Source organism: Terrisporobacter mayombei (genome assembly GCF_020748465.1).
GTDB classification, from domain to species: Bacteria; Bacillota; Clostridia; order Peptostreptococcales; family Peptostreptococcaceae; genus Terrisporobacter; species Terrisporobacter mayombei.
In genome coordinates this window covers 1-670 of record NZ_JAHZMP010000039.1, presented here as the reverse complement: position 1 = coordinate 670, position 670 = coordinate 1, and the positions used below count along the sequence as shown (strand labels likewise).

Genomic DNA, 670 nt, shown 5'->3' with positions numbered 1-670 from the left:
GGTTATGTAAAAACTAACACTGAATACACCATTACTTATCAGTAAGTATTCACCAGTTAAATTGATTGAATGAATATACAGGGAATAATAATTTCTATTTTATATTATTCCCTGTTTTAATTAACTCTATCAGGGATGGTTTATGTTTTTTAACACCAAACATACAACAGCTTTATGCTTCGTAACCTGTATGGCTTTTAGTTCATCGTCTATTGCGGACATTGTCATTTCGGGTACTCGCGTAATATATAAAAGCGATCAAAAAAGTGTCAACGTACGTCTGGAAAATAAAGGGAATAACCCGTTGCTTGTCCAGAGTTGGTTAGATACTGGCGATGACAACGCTGAGCCTGGCAGTATTACAGTCCCTTTTACTGCTACGCCGCCAGTATCGCGTATTGATGCCAAACGTGGGCAAACAATCAAATTAATGTACACAGCCAGCACCTCACTGCCTAAAGACAGAGAGAGCGTGTTCTGGTTTAACGTACTGGAAGTTCCACCAAAACCAGATGCAGAAAAGGTCGCGAATCAAAGCCTGCTGCAACTGGCATTTCGCACACGTATAAAACTTTTCTATCGCCCGGATGGATTGAAGGGAAATCCCTCTGAAGCCCCGTTAGCCCTGAAGTGGTTCTGGTCAGGTTCAGAAGGTAAGGCGTCATTACGA

General features: G+C 41.3%; 1 protein-coding gene. It reads left to right on the top strand.

Annotated features, from left to right (window positions below):
- Nucleotides 1-142: 142 nt before the first annotated feature.
- Nucleotides 143-670: fimbrial chaperone (locus K0039_RS24705; protein WP_228106765.1), on the top strand; the 528-nt coding region annotated here is incomplete at its 3' end.